The sequence below is a fragment of the Haloferax sp. ATCC BAA-644 genome (genome assembly GCF_000336975.1).
Classification (GTDB): Archaea; Halobacteriota; Halobacteria; order Halobacteriales; family Haloferacaceae; genus Haloferax; species Haloferax volcanii.
Genome location: NZ_AOLF01000013.1, coordinates 523953 through 539151 on the forward strand (window position 1 = coordinate 523953; position 15199 = coordinate 539151).

Annotated in this window: 15 protein-coding genes; 4 read left to right on the top strand and 11 right to left on the bottom strand. The window is 70.3% G+C overall.

The features are described from left to right. Positions 1-2: 2 nt before the first annotated feature. Complete coding sequence (locus C458_RS06455) at positions 3-1577, bottom strand: ATP-binding protein (protein WP_008574217.1); 1575 nt, start codon at positions 1575-1577, stop codon at positions 3-5. A 407-nt stretch (positions 1578-1984) separates the two neighbouring features. Here C458_RS06455 and C458_RS06460 point away from each other — a divergent pair, with 407 nt between their 5' ends. After that, the gene (locus C458_RS06460; RefSeq protein ID WP_008574218.1) at positions 1985-2860 is read left to right on the top strand and encodes a hypothetical protein; all 876 of its coding nucleotides are present in this window, start codon (positions 1985-1987) and stop codon (positions 2858-2860) included. Between the two features lie 240 nt (positions 2861-3100). Here C458_RS06460 and C458_RS06465 read toward each other — a convergent pair whose 3' ends face one another. The 4 genes from C458_RS06465 to C458_RS06480 all read right to left on the bottom strand — a co-directional run bounded on the left by C458_RS06465 (position 3101) and on the right by C458_RS06480 (position 6774). Next, entirely contained in the window at positions 3101-3817 is a 717-nt protein-coding gene (locus C458_RS06465) for a ThuA domain-containing protein (protein ID WP_008574219.1), read from the bottom strand. A gap of 76 nt (positions 3818-3893) precedes the next feature. After that, positions 3894-4703, bottom strand: a complete 810-nt coding sequence (locus C458_RS06470) for an enoyl-CoA hydratase/isomerase family protein (RefSeq protein ID WP_008574220.1) — start codon at positions 4701-4703, stop codon at positions 3894-3896. A gap of 65 nt (positions 4704-4768) precedes the next feature. Further along, a complete protein-coding gene (gene menC / locus C458_RS06475; RefSeq protein ID WP_008574221.1) occupies positions 4769-5833 on the bottom strand; it encodes an o-succinylbenzoate synthase in 1065 nt (354 codons plus the stop codon). Positions 5834-5835: 2 nt separating this feature from the next. Beyond that, on the bottom strand, positions 5836-6774 hold the full coding sequence (locus C458_RS06480) for a 1,4-dihydroxy-2-naphthoate polyprenyltransferase (protein WP_049896978.1): 939 nt from the start codon (positions 6772-6774) through the stop codon (positions 5836-5838). Between the two features lie 64 nt (positions 6775-6838). Here C458_RS06480 and C458_RS18240 point away from each other — a divergent pair, with 64 nt between their 5' ends. After that, the gene (locus C458_RS18240) at positions 6839-6976 is read left to right on the top strand and encodes a hypothetical protein (RefSeq protein WP_160162990.1); all 138 of its coding nucleotides are present in this window, start codon (positions 6839-6841) and stop codon (positions 6974-6976) included. Here C458_RS18240 and C458_RS06485 read toward each other — a convergent pair. The 3 genes from C458_RS06485 to C458_RS06495 form a co-directional block, all read right to left on the bottom strand. After that, entirely contained in the window at positions 6956-7915 is a 960-nt protein-coding gene (locus C458_RS06485; RefSeq protein ID WP_008574223.1) for an NAD(P)/FAD-dependent oxidoreductase, read from the bottom strand. The genes C458_RS18240 and C458_RS06485 overlap by 21 nt on opposite strands. Position 7916: 1 nt before the next feature. Then, a complete protein-coding gene (locus C458_RS06490; RefSeq protein ID WP_008574224.1) occupies positions 7917-9242 on the bottom strand; it encodes an ABC transporter substrate-binding protein in 1326 nt (441 codons plus the stop codon). A gap of 123 nt (positions 9243-9365) precedes the next feature. Continuing rightward, on the bottom strand, positions 9366-10283 hold the full coding sequence (locus C458_RS06495; RefSeq protein WP_008574226.1) for a 1,4-dihydroxy-2-naphthoyl-CoA synthase: 918 nt from the start codon (positions 10281-10283) through the stop codon (positions 9366-9368). A 122-nt stretch (positions 10284-10405) separates the two neighbouring features. Between C458_RS06495 and C458_RS06500 the strand changes: the two genes are divergently transcribed. Continuing rightward, positions 10406-10870: a hypothetical protein gene (locus C458_RS06500; protein ID WP_006600294.1), complete on the top strand. Its 465-nt coding sequence runs from the start codon at positions 10406-10408 to the stop codon at positions 10868-10870. After that, complete coding sequence (locus C458_RS06505; RefSeq protein WP_008574228.1) at positions 10863-11381, top strand: hypothetical protein; 519 nt, start codon at positions 10863-10865, stop codon at positions 11379-11381. Before C458_RS06500 ends, C458_RS06505 begins: the two co-directional genes overlap by 8 nt. A gap of 25 nt (positions 11382-11406) precedes the next feature. Here C458_RS06505 and C458_RS06510 read toward each other — a convergent pair whose 3' ends face one another. From C458_RS06510 to C458_RS06520, 3 genes are all read right to left on the bottom strand, one after another. Continuing rightward, positions 11407-11919, bottom strand: coding sequence for a hypothetical protein (locus C458_RS06510; protein WP_008574230.1), 513 nt, complete (start codon positions 11917-11919; stop codon positions 11407-11409). Between the two features lie 62 nt (positions 11920-11981). Then, positions 11982-13730, bottom strand: a complete 1749-nt coding sequence (gene menD / locus C458_RS06515; RefSeq protein WP_008574232.1) for a 2-succinyl-5-enolpyruvyl-6-hydroxy-3-cyclohexene-1-carboxylic-acid synthase — start codon at positions 13728-13730, stop codon at positions 11982-11984. A 70-nt stretch (positions 13731-13800) separates the two neighbouring features. Beyond that, positions 13801-15132 carry an isochorismate synthase MenF gene (locus tag C458_RS06520; protein WP_008574234.1) on the bottom strand — a complete coding sequence of 444 codons (1332 nt, stop codon included), beginning with the start codon at positions 15130-15132 and terminating at the stop codon, positions 13801-13803. Positions 15133-15199 lie beyond the last annotated feature (67 nt).

Sequence of the window (15199 nt, forward strand, 5' to 3'; positions counted from 1 at the left end):
CGTTAGGAGTCGTCCGACCCGCTTTTTCCCGCGGCGCTCGCCGGGCAGCGGTGGTCCTCGCCGGCTGACTCGACGCCCGCGAACTCGACGCCCGCGAACTCGAATCTCGCGCCGCCTGTCGCCGCCGACCCGACGGAGACCGACCAGCCGTGGGCCTCCGCCAGCGACCGGACGATATCGAGGCCGAAGCCCGTCCCCTCGGCCGAGGTGGTGAAGCCGCGTTCGAACACCCGCGTGACGATGGCGGCGTCGATGCCGGTCCCGTCGTCTTCGACCGCGAACGTCTCGTCGGCCGGCGACGCGGAGACGCGGACGGTCAGCGGCGAGCCCCGACCGCCCGCGGAACCGTGTTCGACCGAGTTCCGAAACAGGTTCTCGAACAGCCGCTGGAGCCGGCCGGGGTCGGCGTGAATCGTCGCTGTCGACTCGACGACGAGCGTCGCGTCGCCCGTCTCGACCGTGTCCCACGCGCGGCGGGCGACCGCCTCGACGGCGACGGGCGTGAACTCGACGACCGCCGTTCCGCGGCGGGCCGCGGTCAACACGTCGTTGACGATGTCGCTGATGCGGGTCAACGAGGTCGCGACCCGTTCGAGATGTTCGGAGTCGTTGGTCTCTCGTTCGAGGTCGAGAAAGCCGATTGCGACGGAAAGCGGGTTTCGCAGGTCGTGCGAGAGGACTCGCGCGAACTCGCCCAGTCGCTCGTTTTGCCGTGCGAGCTGTTCTTCGTGCTGCCGGTGGGTCGTGATATCGCGCCCGACGCCGCAGAAGCCGACGACCTCGCCGTTCGGTTTCGTGAGCCGACGGCCGGTGAGTTGGAACAACAGCATGCCGTCGTCGGTCGGCAACCGCGCTTCGACGACCGTCGTCCCCGTTCGGATGACCTCCTCGACGGCGCGCTCGACCGCCGGGCGGTCGGCCTCGTGGAAGAACGCGTCGGCCGACATCCCGGCGAGGTCGGCGTCCGTTAGGCCGGTGAGCTCCGAGAGCCGCTCGTTCCACGAGACGAGGTGTCCCTCGCCGTCGTAGACGTAGAACACGTCGTCGAGCGCGTCGAGTGCGTCCTCGATGAACCAACTCGCGCCGGCCGGAGGGTCCCCACTGAGCGCGTCGATGGCGACCCGCGCCTTGCGGTGTTCGCAGGCGAGTCGCCGGACGCGCGACCCGAGTTCGCCGTCAGGAGACGCGCCCGCGGGGGTGTCGCCGTCGGTGTCGTCGCTGTCGTCACCGTCGGCGCGCGCCGCCCTCCGCAGGACCGCCGCACGGTCGAGGTAGGCGTCGATACCCAAATCGACCAGTTCCGTCACGGCGTGGTCGGCGTCGCCGGACGCGAGGACGACCACCGGGAGGTCGTCGTCGGTCGCGCGAACCTCGCGGAGCAGCGAGACGCCGTCGCCGTCGGAGAATCCTGCGCCGAGGACGAGACAGTCGTACGCGTCGCCGTCGAGGGCGCGACGGGCGGCGGCGAGCGTCGCGGCCGAGTCGACGACGGCGTCCGAGACCGCCCGCTGGACGGCGCGGGAAATCGCGCGGTCGCCGTCGGCGGAGAGGACGCGAATCGAGGAATCGGATGGCATCGGGCGGAAGGGAACGAACTGAACGACCGACAGGATGGTCTCTGATACTATAACGTTTCTGTGACTATTGTCACTTAATCAACGCCAGTAGGAAACGTGTATCCAGTTTCCCGTCGGCGTCCGCGAATGCCCCGGTGTCGTAATCACTTAGTGCGGTGCGGTCGAAGTCCTCGGTATGTCCAAGAAGGCCAAACTGGTCCTGGTACTGGCGCTCGTCGCGGTCCTCTACACCGTGTTCTCCGGCAGCGGAGAGACCGTCGAAGTCGAAATCGAAGAGTAACCGCTTTTCGGCGCTCGGTCGCCACCGACCGAGTCAGCCCCACTCCCGCCCGTCCAGCGGCCGCGCCGGAGCGGGCCCCACGCCCGAGAGCGAACGACTTACCCGACGCCCGCGCGAAGGCGGAGCCATGTACGGGGTCGTCACGCGCAACGAGGAGGAAGTCGACTGGCCGGAGTTCGACCGCGGGTTCTACGAGGTCAAAGACGTCACCGGCCGGGCGGCCGAACCGCTGTCGAACGCCGTCAACATGATTTCGTGTTTCGGTGACAACGCCGCCGCCAACGAGAACCCCGAGTTGGTCCCCGTCGACGGCGAGGGGAACCCGGCGACGCGCGACCGCACGTACTTCGACTGGGCGTACATCTGCCCGACGAACGAGAACTACCGCGCCGGCCTGCTCGAAATCGTCGCGGACGCCGCCGCGGCCAACGGCGACGTGCGCCTCGACGACGTGGGGTTCCCGCGCGACGAGTACTGCCGGTGTGACCGCTGTACCTCGCAGTTCGAGGCGTGGGCCGCCGACCGCGACCGCGACGCCGACGACGAGGACGCGTGGTTCGAGTGGCGCGCCGAGGTCATCACCGAGTTCGTCGCCGACGCCGCCGAGCGCGTCCCCGGCCGCCTGTATCTCACGCTGTACCCCGACCCCTATCCGGGCCACCTCTACCGCCGCGCCGGCCTCGACATCGAGGCGCTTTCGGAGTACGTCGACGAGTTCGTCGTCCCGCTGTACGACACCAACTACGGGACGACCTACTGGCTCGAAACCATCGCCCGCGGCTTCGTCTCGCTTCTGGAGCCGTACGACGCCGACTGCTCGCTCGAACTGTACGCCGTGAACGTTGACGTGGACGACCTCATCCACGCCATCGAGGTCGCAGACGAGTACGCGAAGGACGTGCTGTTCGGCTACGACGCGAGCAACGCCGCCGCGACGCTCCGCCGGATGACCGCCGACGGGTCGCGCGGGAAGACCTACCACCCCGACGACGCGACCCGCTGAGGGCGGGGCTCACCGGCGCGGCGACCGATTGATTGGGCGGTCGCCTCCGACCGATTTCAGAACGCGCCGGCGAGGTAGCCGATGACGACGATGCCGAGGAGGAAGACGAGCGTCGCGAACGCGAACAGCGCGAACATGAGTCGCCGCTGCCCGCTCGTCGGTTGTGCCATGGACGTTTTCCGGACCGCACCCACTTATGATAGTCGGCGCTCCGGACGGTCCCGCTGGGTCCCCCCCGTCTCAGTCGAGGTCTTCGATGGGCTCCGCGTTGCCGAAGTACGGGTCGGGGCCGTCGCCGGGGGCCGCCCACTCGACGGCGTTGTCGAGGACGGTCCGAACCTCCGCCTGCTCGTAGATGGGGTAGGTCTCGTGGCCCGGCCGGAAGTAGAAGACGCGACCCTTGCCGCGGGTGTAACAGCAGCCGGAGCGGAACACCTCGCCGCCCTCGAACCACGACGTGAACACGAGTTCGTCCGGCGCGGGGATGTCGAACCGCTCGCCGTACATCTCGGCGCGGGGGACCTCGAACGACTCGGGAAGCCCGTCTGCGATGGGGTGGCCCGGCTCGACGACCCAGACGCGCTCTGTCTCGCCCGACTCGCGCCACTTCAGCGAGCAGGTCGTCCCCATCAGGCGCTTGAACGGCTTGGAGTAATGCCCCGAGTGGAGCACCAGCAGTCCCATCCCGCCGCGGACGCGGTCGACCACGCGGTCGACGATTGCGTCGTCCACCTCGTCGTGGGCCTTGTGGCCCCACCACGCCAGCACGTCGGTGTCGTCGAGGACCGACTCGGTGAGCCCGTGTTCGGGGTCGTCCAGCGTGGCCGTCTGCACGTCGTAGCCGGCCTCGCGGAGTCCCTCGGCAATCGTCGCGTGGATGCCGTCGGGGTAGATCGCGGCGACCTCGTCGTCTTCCTTCTCGTGACGGTACTCGTTCCAGACGGTGACGGTGACCATACTCCCGGCGTCACCGGGCGGCGACAAGTATGCACCGAACGCGGGGCCGGCCCGTGGCGGTCGCCCGACGGCCCGGCTACGTCCCCTCGAACTCCGGTTCCCGCCGACTCGTGAACGACGCTACGCCTTCGGCGTGGTCGTCGGTCTCGAATACGACTGCCTGCGCCGACGCCTCGTGTTCGATGGCCGCCTCGATGGAGTCGTCGGGGCGGCGGAGCAGGCGCTTCGAGGCGGTGAGCGCCGTCGTCGGGCCGCCGGCGATGCGTTCCGTGAGGGCGTCGAGTTTGGACTCAAACTCGTCCTCGCCCGCGACGCGGTTCACGACGCCGAGTTCCAGCGCCCGCTCGGGACCGAGTTCCTCGCCGGTGTAGACGAGTTCCATGGCGACGTTGCGCCCGACGAGTCGGGGAAGGAGATACGACACCCCCGAATCGACCGCGAGGCCGACCCGGCGGAAGCCGAAGCTGACGGCGGCGTCGTCGCGGAGGAGTTGGAGGTCGCAGGCGATGGCGAGCGCAGCGCCCGCGCCCACGGCCGGGCCGTCGATGGCCGCGACCGTCGGGAGGTCGCACTCGTAGACGCGGCGCACGCAGTCGGCGGTGTCGCGGACGACGTGGTCGACCGCCTCGGGGAGCGTCATCGCGTCGGCTTGGAGCTCACGCATGGCGTTCACGTCGCCGCCGGCGCAGAACGCGCCCGCCTCGTCGCTCCCGCGGACGACGACACAGCGCGCCTCGTCAGGAAGCGAGTCCAGCGCCTCGCGCACGCCCGCTGTCACCTCGACCGTCAGCGCGTTCCGAACCGCCGGGGCGTCCAGCGTCACCGTCGCCACGCCGTCGTCGAGCGAGAGCCGTACCGCGTCGGAGTCGAGTTCGACCTCGGTCATCCCCCGGTTCGACGTGCAGAATCGTGAAAAACGTTTGGACTGTGGAGAGTTGATTGCCACTGCGCTCAGGGGAACAGCGCGTCCACGTCGATACCGAGTCCGGGTGCGTCGGGGACGCGTATCCGACCGTCGCGCACGGGTGCCGGGTCGGCCGCGAGGTCGGCGTCGAGGAACGAGGCGGTCGCCAGCCCGTGGGCCCGGTCGCCGGGGAGCGACGCCGCGACGTGGAGCGCGCCGAGTCGGGCGACGACGGCGTCGATGGTGGTCGTGACGACGGTTTCGACGCCGGCGTCGCGAGCGCGGGCGACGAGGTCGCGGACGCGGTCCGGGCCGCCGAGCGCCATCGGCTTGCAGACGAGCACGTCCGCCGCGTTCGAGGCGAGCGCCCGCCCCGGTGGGACCGCCGCCAGCGACTCGTCGAGCGCGATAGGCGTGTCGTGGAGCCGTCGGAGGACGGCGTGGCCGTCGAGTTCGTCGGCCGGAAGCGGCTGTTCGAGGTAGTCGAGGTCGAGGCCGAGTTCCTCGACCGAGTTCAGAAAGCGGTCGGCGGTCCAGCGGTCCCACGCGGCGTTCGCGTCGGCCCGGAGCGCCACGTCGGGGCCGACCGCCTCGCGGACCGCCCGGAGGCGCGCCACGTCGTCGACCGGGTCCCGCACGCCGACCTTCAGTTTGAGGCAGTCGTACCCCGATTCGACGGCGGTTTCGGCGGCTTCGACGGTCGCCTCGGGGTCGTCGTCGCCGAGGGTCGCGTTCACCGGAAGCGAGGTGTGAGAGTCGGTGTCGAGGGCCGCGGCGAGCGGCCGGCCGGCGGCGCGAGCGCGGGCGTCAGCGACGGCGAGCGAGACGGCGTGTCTCGCGGCGGGCGCGTCCGCGAGCGCCCCGTCTTCGAGCGCCGATTTGGGGTCCATCTCGCCCGCGGCAGCCCCCTCGACATCGCCTTCCGTGAGACCGGCGAGCGCGTCGCGGCAGTCTTCGAGCGACTCGGTCCAGCCCGGAAGCGGGGTCGCCTCGCCGACGCCGGTTTCGCCCGCGACGTCGACCGCGACGAGGAATCCCTCGCGGCGCTCGATGTCGCCCGCGGCGGTCGAAAGCGGCGTTCGGAGGTCGACGGCGAACTCGCGGACGCGCATCGTCACGCGAGCACGAGGCCGACCGAAAAGAGGACGGCGTAGAGCGCGAGGAGTTTCCCCGTGTCTTCGAGCGCGGGGTTGAGCTTCTCGCCTTCCGTCTCGGTCACGACGGTCCGTGCGATTCGGGCCGCGACGGGCATCGAGAACACCGGCAACAGGACGTACCAGTCGAAGCCGGCGCGGGTCCAGAGATAGACGGGGACGGCGTAGGCGAGCGCGAGCATGGCGACGTACTCGGCGCGGGCGAAGCCGTAGCCGAACCGGACCGCGAGCGTCCGCTTGCCCGTGGTCGCGTCTTCCTCCTTGTCGCGGACGTTGTTCACGACGAGGATGTTCGTGGAGATGGCGGCGATGGGGAGGCTGGCGAGGACGGCGACGAGCGTGACGGTTCCCGCCGGAATCCCGACGGAAAGCGGGGCGGCGAGGACGCTCGCGGCCTGCACGTAGAACGTGCCGACGACGGCGACGAGACCGAAGAAGACGAAGACGAACAGGTCGCCCAGACCGTGGTAGCCGAGGGGGTACGGGCCGCCGGTGTAGGCGATGCCCGAGGCGACCGAGAGCAGGCCGATGACGAGGATAGCCACGCCGCCGACGTAGACGAGATAGGTGCCGAGGAGGACGGCGGCGGCGAAGGTGAGATACATCGCCCGCTTGACCTCTGACGGAGGGATGAGCCCGCCCGCGGTGACGCGGGTGAAGCCCTCGCGGGCCTCGGTGTCAGCGCCCTGTACCGCGTCGTAGTAGTCGTTGGCGAAGTTGGTCCCGACCTGGATGAGAAGCGCGCCCACGAGCGCCGCGAGCGCGGGCAGCGGGGCGAACAGGTCGGCGTGGACGGCCACCGCGGTGCCGACGACGACCGGCGCGGCGGCCGCCGGGAGCGTCTGCGGCCGCGACGCCATCACCCACGCCCGCCTGCGAGAGATGTCCTGCGTGCTCATTGTCTGCATACGAGTGCCGGAGCAGTGAGTAAGTTCCTATCCGAAAGCGCGCGACGCCGAGGCGGTGAGTGGGAGAACACGGTCGCTCGACGGTCGCGCCGGCTCCGACGCGGCACTCGCGTCCCGCGTCGGCGACGACGTGGTCATCGCTGTCGGCCGACGGGGATCGGGGAGCGCCCCGCTACTCGGGACCGGCGTCTGACTCGGAATCAGAGGCGGGCCGGGCGTCGAAGCCGAGACGGGCGGCGAGCCGCTCGCGGCCCCGTTCGGCGCGCGCTTCGACCACCTCCTCGGAGACGTACATCTCGCGTTGGCGCTCCACGTCGGCCTCGCGGAGTTCGCGGAGTCGCGCTTCGGAGAGGTCGCAGTCGTCGGGAACCCGGCTGTCGAACCGCTCGCGCCAATCGTCGCGGGCGGCCGCGTCGTCCGCGAGTTCCGCTTCGGGGCGTACCCAGTCCCAGTGGCGCGCGAGGGCTTCGGGATACCCCCGTTCGAGGCGGTGGTCGGTGATGACCGACCGGCCGACTCGCGCGCCCTGTCCGGCCGACATGATGGCCTGAAGGTTGACCTCGCTCACCGGCGCGGCGACGTACAGGCCGGCGATTACGGTTCGGCCCTCGATGTCGGCGTAGTCGCGGTCGAACTTCGTCCGCGTCTCGCCGTCGTGCTCGTAGGTGACGAACATCTCGTCGTCGCCGAGCGGTTCGAGGAAGTCGCCGCCGTAGCGGGCGGCCGAAACGACCCGCCTCGCGGTGACGGTTTCGCCGCTTTGCGTCGTGACCGCGAAGCCGGGGCGGGTGGCGTCCGGGTCGCCCCCGTCGCCACCGGTCGGTTCGACCGCCTCGACGAGCTCCGAAACGAGGTCGCAGCCGGCCGCCTCGGCGTGGTCGTGGATGAGTCCGTAGAACGTCTCGATGTCGACGCCGCCGGGGAAGCCGAGGTAGTTCTCCAGATACGCGCAGCGCTGGAGCGACGACCGGCCGCGGTCGAAGACGACGGTGTCGAGGCCGTACCGGCCGGTGAAGACCCCCGCCGAGCAGCCCGTCGGCCCGCCGCCGACGATGGCCACGTCGTAGTCGAACGCCGCCGCTTGCGGCTCCGTCGCGGTCTCCGCCTCCTCGGAGCGCCCGGCGTCCGCCATCTCAGAACTCCCCGGTGACGATGTCCGCGACGCGCCGGCGGTCGAACAGTTCCGCGTCGCCCGTCACCTCGCCGAACTCGTCGGGGAACAGCTGCTTCGCGGCGCGCTCGGTCAGGAACAGGTTGTGAATCGGGCCCTGATTGAGGTAGCCGCCGCGGTAGACGCGGCCGTTCTGGACGGCCGTCAGCTCGCCGCCGACGGGGTGGTCTTCCATGTACGCGAGGACGGTGTCGCGGAACTCCGCGGCCGTCTTGCGCTCGTGACCGCGGACCAGAATCACGTCGGGGTCGACTTCGAGGAGGTTCTCGTAGTCGAGTTCGCCGCGGTTGGTCGTGCTGAGGTTCTCGATGTCGGTCCCGGTGAGCGCGTCGGTGACGCCGAGGTCGTTCCACTGCTTTTTGCTCGTGCCCTTGTCGTTGAGGCGGTACGGCGAGAACGTCTCGGGCTCGGTCGTCCCCTCGTAGGTGAGAAAGACGTTCGGGCGCTCGTCCGCCGGCGGCAGCCGCGACTGTATGTCCGCGATGAACTCGTCGTGGAGCGCCGCGAACGCCTCGTAGCGGTCCTCGCGCTGGAACACTTGGGCGACCTTCTCGAACGCCTCGTAGAGCGTGTANGCGATGAACTCGTCGTGGAGCGCCGCGAACGCCTCGTAGCGGTCCTCGCGCTGGAACACTTGGGCGACCTTCTCGAACGCCTCGTAGAGCGTGTAGTAGCGGTAGTCGTGCCAGCCGTCCGACCGCCGGAAGATGAGGTTGCCGACGAACGGGGCGACGTTCTCCGCGATTTCGTCTACGTCCGCTTGGTCCCAGTCGAACCAGTTGATGAGCATGTTCGGGTCGTAGAGGTGGACGTCGTTGTCGAGTTCGTAGAACTCCTCTTTCGTCCTGACCTCGGGGTACGCCTCGATTTGCTCGCGGTCGACGCTCACGCCGGGGAGTTCGTCGTAGACGTAGGTGTAGTACCGACCCGCGCCGCCGACGCCGGTCACCCCGTCGCCGACGCCGAGCGCGACGGCCATGTCCGCGTAGCCGCCGTCGTAGGCGGCCCACGACTCGGGAACCGAGTCGAACGTGACCTCGCCCATCGGCTCCATCGTCACCGAGTACGAGTCGGCCGCCTCGGCCGCGTCGGTCTCCGTCTCGGTGTCGGCCGCGGTGGTGGTCTCGGCGGCCGCCTCGGTCGTCGTCCCGGCCGCGGCGGTCGTCTCGTCGCTCCCCGACGAGTCCGACGTGCAACCGGCGAGCATCCCGGCCCCGAGCGCCGTACCGCCGTACCGAATGTAACTGCGTCGCGTGAGTCCGTCGTTCCCGGTGGAGTTGTCGTCCATAGGATTTAGGCTACCCTAAACGCACAAGAGCGTTGCTATTTTTCGGCGTGCCTAAACAGTGGCGGAGCGACGTGTTTCGGCGCTCCGACGGGAGGTCGGTCCGCCGCCGGCGGCGTCAGCGCCTCAGTAGTGCCACGGGTAGTCGCGGAAGCGCGGTTCGCGCTTTTCGAGGAAGGCGTCGCGGCCCTCCTGTGCCTCCTCGGTCATGTAGGCGAGTCGGGTCGCCTCGCCGGCGAACACCTGTTGGCCGACCATGCCGTCGTCGGTCATGTTGAAGGCGTACTTGAGCATCCGCATGGCCGTCGGGGACTTCTTCGTCATCTCGTCGGCCCACTCCAGCGCCACGTCTTCGAGGTCCTCGTGGGGAATCGCCTCGTTCGCCATCCCCATGTCGACGGCCTCCTCGGCGGAGTAAGTCTTCCCCATGAAGAACACCTCGCGGGCCTTCTTCTGGCCGACCTGCTTGGCGAGGTACGCGGAGCCGAAGCCGCCGTCGAAGGAGGCCACGTCGGGGTCGGTCTGGAGGAACTTCGCGTGCTCCTCGGAGGCGAGCGTCATGTCGCAGACGACGTGCAGGGAGTGGCCGCCGCCGACGGCCCATCCGGGAACGACGGCGACGACGGGCTTGGGCATGAAGCGGATGAGCCGCTGGACTTCGAGGATGTGCAGGCGACCGGCCTTCGCCTCGCGGACGAGCGGGTCGTCGGCGGCGTCGGCCTCGTCGTCGTCGCGGTACTCGTAGCCGGAGCCGCCGCGAACCGACTGGTCGCCGCCGGAACAGAACGCCCAGCCGCCGTCCTTCTCGGAGGGGCCGTTGCCCGTCAGGAGGACGCACCCGACGTTCGCGCGCTTTCTGGCGTCGTCGAGCGCGGCGTAGAGTTCGTCCACGGTTCCGGGTCGGAAGGCGTTTCGGACCTCGGGGCGGTCGAACGCGATGCGGACCGCCGGCACGTCGACGGCGCGGTGGTAGGTGATGTCGTCGAACTCGTCGGACCCCGGGACTGGCTCCCAGCGGTCGGGGTCGAAAATCTCCGAGACCATACCGAGAGGCGGCGCGGGCGGCGCAAAAAGATTCGCTTGCGGCCGCGGTTCGGGGGACGGCCCGCCGCCTGACCGCTCCCGCGGCCCGGGGCTATTTGTCAGTCCGCGAACGACTCTCGCGTATGTCGGCCGCGACCACCCTCCTCGTCAGACTCGTCCACGTCGTCGGAATGGCGCTCGTCTTCGGCGGCGCGGCGTTCGCGTGGGCGACGCTCAGAGCCGGCGGTCCCGGACGCGCGGACGCCGGCGGCTCGACCGCCTCTGGCGGCGACCAGACCCCGTTCGCAGCCCTCTACGAGTTGGTTTTCTGGGCGGCGATGGGTGCGATGGTCGTCACCGGCGTCGGCAACCTCGGCGCGCTCGGCCCGCCCGGACCCTCCGGACGCTGGGGGTCGCTCCTGACCGCGAAGCTCCTCGCGGTGACCGCGTTCGTCCTCGGGTCGTTCGTCCGGACGCTCGTCGTGTTCAGGCTCCGGCGGAGCGGCCCGACTGGTTTGGGGCGCTCGCTTCTCGCCAAGAGCTACGGCGCGACCGCCGCCGCGCTCCTCGTGCTCGTCGCGCTCGCGGAGGTGTTGGCCCATGGCTGAGGCCGCCGCCGGCCGCTTCGAGGCGTGGGTCGTCTCGTCGTTCAACCTCGTCGCGCTGAGCCTCGTCGGACTCCTCGCAGCGCACGCAGGCGGCGCGCTCGAAGGCGAACTCGCCAACTTCGGGACGCTCCCCGGCGTCGCCGTCTTCGCGTACCTGTGGCTCCTCACCGCGGCCGCGACCCGGTGGGCGCTGGCGGACGACGGGTTGGCCGACCTTCGGAACGGCCCCCGCGGACTGTGGCGACTCGTCCTCCGCGGGTTCGCGGCGGGCGCGCTCATCGGGGCGGCGTTCCTCCTCGGCGTCGTCCTCGTCGGCGCGGTGCTGAACGGCGCGCCACTCGTCGCGCTGGCGCTCATCGCGCTCATCGGCGTCGCGGCCGCGAGCGTCGTCGGCGGTGTCATCGGTGTTCTGTCGGTCGTCCTCGATGCGGGCTGTTACTGGGCGGCCGGCCGGCTCGTCGGGCGGTGGGCGGAGCCGGACGGCTCGGGGCGGGCCGCCGACGCGGAATGAGTGAGTGAGTCAGTCAGTCAGTCTGTCAGTCCCGAAGCGGCCCGCGCGGACTCGTCAGCCACGACGCCAACCCGACGAGCATCGCGCCCGCGATGCCGACGAGGAAGGCGGTCGCCCCGGCAAACGACCCGTACGCGACGAGTCCGGTCCCGACGAACGCGGTGGCGAGCGACCGGCGGCGACCCATCGACTCGGGGTAGCCGACGGCTTTGAACCACGCGAGCCCCCACGCGACCACGGCGACGAGCGGGGCGAGACCGAGACCCATGAGTGGGCGCTGGACGACGAACCAGAGGGCGGGAAACGCGACCACGACTGCAACGAGCGCGAGCGTTCCGCGGCGGCCGAGCGCCGGAGGATAACCGCGTTCGGCGATGTCTGAGAGGAGTACCGCGCCGAAGACGACGGTGCCGCCGGCGAAGACTCCGGCGAGCGGTTCGTAGGCGACGACGGTCGCGTAGGCGAACACGAGAGCGCCGAGGAACCCGGCGACGGCGTAGACGCTGCCGCGGTACTGGCGGAAGAGTCTGGAGGACATGTCGCCACGATTCGGAGCGCGGGAGAAAAGTCAGTCGATCAATCGAACAGTCGGTCAGTCGGTCAATCGGACAGTCGCTCTCTGGCGCGGTCGGCAATGCGCTCGCGGACGCGGTGCGAGTCCTCGGCGTCGGTGCGGACCTCGATGACATCGGTTCCGTCGGCGGCGACCGACTCGGCGTAGGCGTCGCGGAAGTCGTCGGGGTCGACAGGCGCGAACGAGAGGTCGTAGAGGTCCTCGGTGGCCGCGAAGTCGAGGCCGTGGGGCGTCTTGAACTGGTCCGTAAACGGCGGTTCGTACTCCTCGATGGGGAGCATGTGGAAGATGCCGCCGCCGTCGTTGTTGACGAGGACGATGGTCGCGTCCACGCCGAGGCGACCGAGCGCGAGCAGGCCGTTCATGTCGTGGTAGTACGCGAGGTCGCCGGTCAGGAGCGTCAGGTGGTCGGTCGCCGCGGAGCCGGCTCCGAGCGCCGAGGAGACGATGCCGTCGATGCCGGACGCGCCGCGGTTGCCGAGGACCGTCCGGGACTTCGTCGAGGGGCGCGCGAAGCGGTCGAGGTCGCGGACGGGCATCGAGTTCGAGACGAACAGCGTCGACGGCTCGGGCGCGAGGTCGGCCACGTCGGCGGCGACTCGGCCCTCGAAGGCGTCGGTCTCGTCGTCGACGAGGTCCCAGTAGGCGTCCTCCGCGTCGGTCCACAGCGCGTTCCACGACTCGTCGGGGCGATTGCGGATGAGTTGCGAGAGCCGCCACGCCAGCACCGACGGCTCGGCCTCCACGAGGTCGGTCGCGCCGAACTCGGCCTCGCGCCAGCGACCCGTCGGGTCGACGAGATACTGCCGGGCGTCGGTGCGCGCGAGGTACTTCCGGAGTGCCTTCGAGGTCGGGGACGCGCCGATGCGGACGACGACTTCCGGGTCGGCCCAGTCGGCGGTGACGCGCTCGTCGAGGTAGGCGTCGTAGCCGCCGAGGACGGTCGTCGTCCGGGTGTGGCCGCCGAATCGGAGTCCCGAAAGCGGGTCAGCGACGACCGGGAAGCCGGTCGCGTGGGCGAACGCGGCGACGGCCTCGGCGTTGAATCCCGGCGGGTCGGCGGGCCCGGCGACGATGAGTCCGCGGTCGACCGCGAGGTCGTCGGCCAGCTTTCGGAGGTGGTCGTCGGAGAGTTCCGGCGCGCCAGCGGTCGTCCTGACGTAGGGTCGGCTCCCGCTCCGGCCGTCGAGCGCCTCGGGGTCGAGGTCGGCGGGCACGTCGCCCTCGACGTACGTCGGTTCGAGCGGCTTTCTGAACGGGAAGTTGAGGTGAACGGGGCCGGCGTCGACGCCCGTTGCCTCGGAGACGGCGCGGGCCGCGGTCGTCCGGAGGCTCCGGAGTTTCCTGTCTGTCGCCTCCGGTTCGGGCATGTCCTTGTACCAGCGAACGGCGTCGCCGTAGAGCTTCTCTTGGTCGACGGTCTGGTTGGCTCCGCTGTCGCGGAGTTCCGGCGGGCGGTCGGCCGTGAGGACGAGCATCGGCACGCGGGCCTGCGACGCCTCGATGACCGCGGGGTGGAAGTTGGCCGCGGCGGTGCCCGAGGTGCAGACGATGGGCGTCACCTCGCCCGTGCGCCGGGCGCGGCCGAGCGCGAAGTAGGCCGCCGAGCGCTCGTCGAGGTGCGAGAACGTCTCGATGTCGTCGTGGCGGTCGAACGCCTCCGTGAGGGGCGTCGAGCGACTGCCGGGTGCGATGCACACCGCGTCGATGCCGGTGCGTGCCAGTTCGTCGGCGAAGGTCCGTGCCCAGAGGGCGTTTCGGTTCGGTGCTGTCATCTCGTCTGGGTCGTCGTGGAATCCAGTCGGGTCAAATCGGAGTCGAGTCGAGTCGGAGTCGGTCCCGAACTCAGTCGTCGCGTTCGAGTTCGTCGAGGATGGGTCGGTACTTCAGTTGCACTTCGTCCCACTCGGCGTCGGGGTCGGAGTCGGCGACGAGGCCGACGCCCGCAAACAGCGTCGCCAGCGTCTCCTCGACGATCGCCGAGCGGAGGGCGACCGCGAAACTGCCGTCGCCGTCGGCGTCGAACCAGCCGACCGGCGCGGCGTACCAGCCGCGGTCGAACGGCTCGGTGTCGCGAATCACGTCGAGGGCGGCCTCGGGCGGGAGGCCGCCGACCGCGGGCGTCGGGTGGAGCGCGTCCACGAGAGAAAGGACGTGTTCGTCGCGTTCGAGCGTCGCGTCGATGGGTGTCCAGAGGTGCTGGACGGTCGCGAGCTTCCGAATCCCGCGGTCACCGACGCGGATGTCGGCCGACAGCGGCGCGAGCTGTTCCCGAATCGTCTCCGCGACGAGTTCGTGTTCGTGGTTGTCCTTCTCGCTTCCGAGCAGTTCGTTCGCGAGCCACTCGTCTTCGTCATCGGTGTCGCCGCGGCCGGTCGTCCCGGCGAGCGCGCCGGTTTCGACCTCGCGGCCGCGGAGCGAGACGAGTCGCTCGGGCGTCGCGCCGAGGAAGCTCGCCCCGCCGTTCGGCTCGACGAGGAAGCGGTGGCAGTCGGGGTACGTCCGGCCGAGGCGGGCGAGCAGGTCGGGCGTGGCGGCGGGGCGGTCGAGTTCGACTTCGAGCGCCTGCGCGAGGACGACCTTCCGGAGGTCGCCGGCGCGGATGCGCGAGACCGCGGCGTCGACGCTCTCGTGCCACGCCTCGACGGAGGTCGTCCGGTGGCGGTCCGAGACGCCCGGCGGCCCCTCGGGGGGCGCGTCGTCGAGCGATTCGAGCGTCTCCCGGAGGTCGTCGAGTCGGTCGCCGACAGTGTCGGCGTCGGCCTCGCCGTCGAGGGCGGTGACCGTGAGCCACGCGTCGTCGCCGTCGAAGACGACCTGCGCCTCGGGGACGACGAAGCGCGCGGCCGGGAAGTCGGCCCACGGGTCGCGGCCGGTCGCCTCCTCGTGGAAGGCGAGGCCGCCGAAGAATCGCGGGCGGGCAACGTCGGGGGCGTCCACGTCCGCGCCGTCGAACAGCGCCGTGGCCGCCCGGCGGACGCGCGCGAGTCGCTCGGGACCGTCGGCCTCGACGGCCACGGCGACGCCGCCGCCGACGACGGTTGGCTCGTCGGGGGCGGTCCACAGCGCACGCGGGCGCTGCATCGCCGCGAGCGACGCCGACACGGGCGGCGCAGACAGTCGAACCGACCTGCTGACGAGGTGGGTCCCCACCTCGTCGGTCCGCAACGGTTCCATCGACCGTGGCTCAGGACCGGGGACGCTTGAAACTCTCCCTTCTGTCCCGCGGGTGGGTTGGACGACC

Bases quoted from the DNA above. Each gene is read 5' to 3' on its own strand.
- C458_RS06455 (WP_008574217.1), bottom strand. From the start codon at position 1,577: ATGCCATCCGATTCCTCGATTCGCGTCCTCTCCGCCGACGGCGACCGC.
- C458_RS06460 (WP_008574218.1), top strand. From the start codon at position 1,985: ATGTACGGGGTCGTCACGCGCAACGAGGAGGAAGTCGACTGGCCGGAG.
- C458_RS06465 (WP_008574219.1), bottom strand. From the start codon at position 3,817: ATGGTCACCGTCACCGTCTGGAACGAGTACCGTCACGAGAAGGAAGAC.
- C458_RS06470 (WP_008574220.1), bottom strand. From the start codon at position 4,703: ATGACCGAGGTCGAACTCGACTCCGACGCGGTACGGCTCTCGCTCGAC.
- menC (WP_008574221.1), bottom strand. From the start codon at position 5,833: ATGCGCGTCCGCGAGTTCGCCGTCGACCTCCGAACGCCGCTTTCGACC.
- C458_RS06480 (WP_049896978.1), bottom strand. From the start codon at position 6,774: ATGAGCACGCAGGACATCTCTCGCAGGCGGGCGTGGGTGATGGCGTCG.
- C458_RS06485 (WP_008574223.1), bottom strand. From the start codon at position 7,915: ATGGCGGACGCCGGGCGCTCCGAGGAGGCGGAGACCGCGACGGAGCCG.
- C458_RS06495 (WP_008574226.1), bottom strand. From the start codon at position 10,283: ATGGTCTCGGAGATTTTCGACCCCGACCGCTGGGAGCCAGTCCCGGGG.
- C458_RS06500 (WP_006600294.1), top strand. From the start codon at position 10,406: ATGTCGGCCGCGACCACCCTCCTCGTCAGACTCGTCCACGTCGTCGGA.
- C458_RS06505 (WP_008574228.1), top strand. From the start codon at position 10,863: ATGGCTGAGGCCGCCGCCGGCCGCTTCGAGGCGTGGGTCGTCTCGTCG.
- C458_RS06510 (WP_008574230.1), bottom strand. From the start codon at position 11,919: ATGTCCTCCAGACTCTTCCGCCAGTACCGCGGCAGCGTCTACGCCGTC.
- menD (WP_008574232.1), bottom strand. From the start codon at position 13,730: ATGACAGCACCGAACCGAAACGCCCTCTGGGCACGGACCTTCGCCGAC.
- C458_RS06520 (WP_008574234.1), bottom strand. From the start codon at position 15,132: ATGGAACCGTTGCGGACCGACGAGGTGGGGACCCACCTCGTCAGCAGG.